At 33.1% G+C, this 629-nt stretch carries 1 pseudogene; it reads left to right on the top strand.

Annotation, left to right across the window (positions count from 1 at the left end):
- Nucleotides 1-401: 401 nt before the first annotated feature.
- Nucleotides 402-629: pseudogene (locus tag ACS8FD_RS21885) on the top strand (OmpA family protein); the annotation flags it as partial.

Consider the following 629-nt stretch of genomic DNA (forward strand, 5'->3'; position numbering starts at 1 on the left):
AGATAAGCACGCACTGAAATATTCAAACAGTTTTTAACGATTTAATCAAAGTCTACGTAGCGATTGATATTTGATCTTCATACTATTTTTATCTTTATGTTAAGAAGTTGTAAGGTATTAGCGATACAGTTACGTGCCACATCTCAAAAATTACCTAATGTATCATTTGCACAACAGCGTGTTTGTAGAGTTGATTTATGCATTGCTTTTATAATATCTGATAGTTAAGTTTTATAAATGAGTAGTTAATTGTAAATCTTATATGAATAAAATTAGTCAGAATATAAGGTGCTCAGCACTTTTTTATTTGGACTATTTATCTATATACAGATTTATAATAGATTTTTTATATCTTTTGAATGAGTTAGACATAAAACAAGAATGATTGGAGGAAGTACATTATGGATATCATTGGTCATTTAACACGTACCGTTAGCCCTGCAGTATTAGGAGATGATCAGTCTCCCGCTAAAAAAAGTTTGCTAGAACAATTCTATGCGATTTTTGCTGCACGTTTAGCAGACAAAGACACCTATGGACGTTTTGCTAACGAAAATATTGCCCGCGATGATCAGAGCTTTTATGATCGCGTATGGACTGACGGCTCGCACCGTGACAGTATTTCACGT

The sequence above is a fragment of the Psychrobacter sp. 1U2 genome, assembly GCF_051847575.1.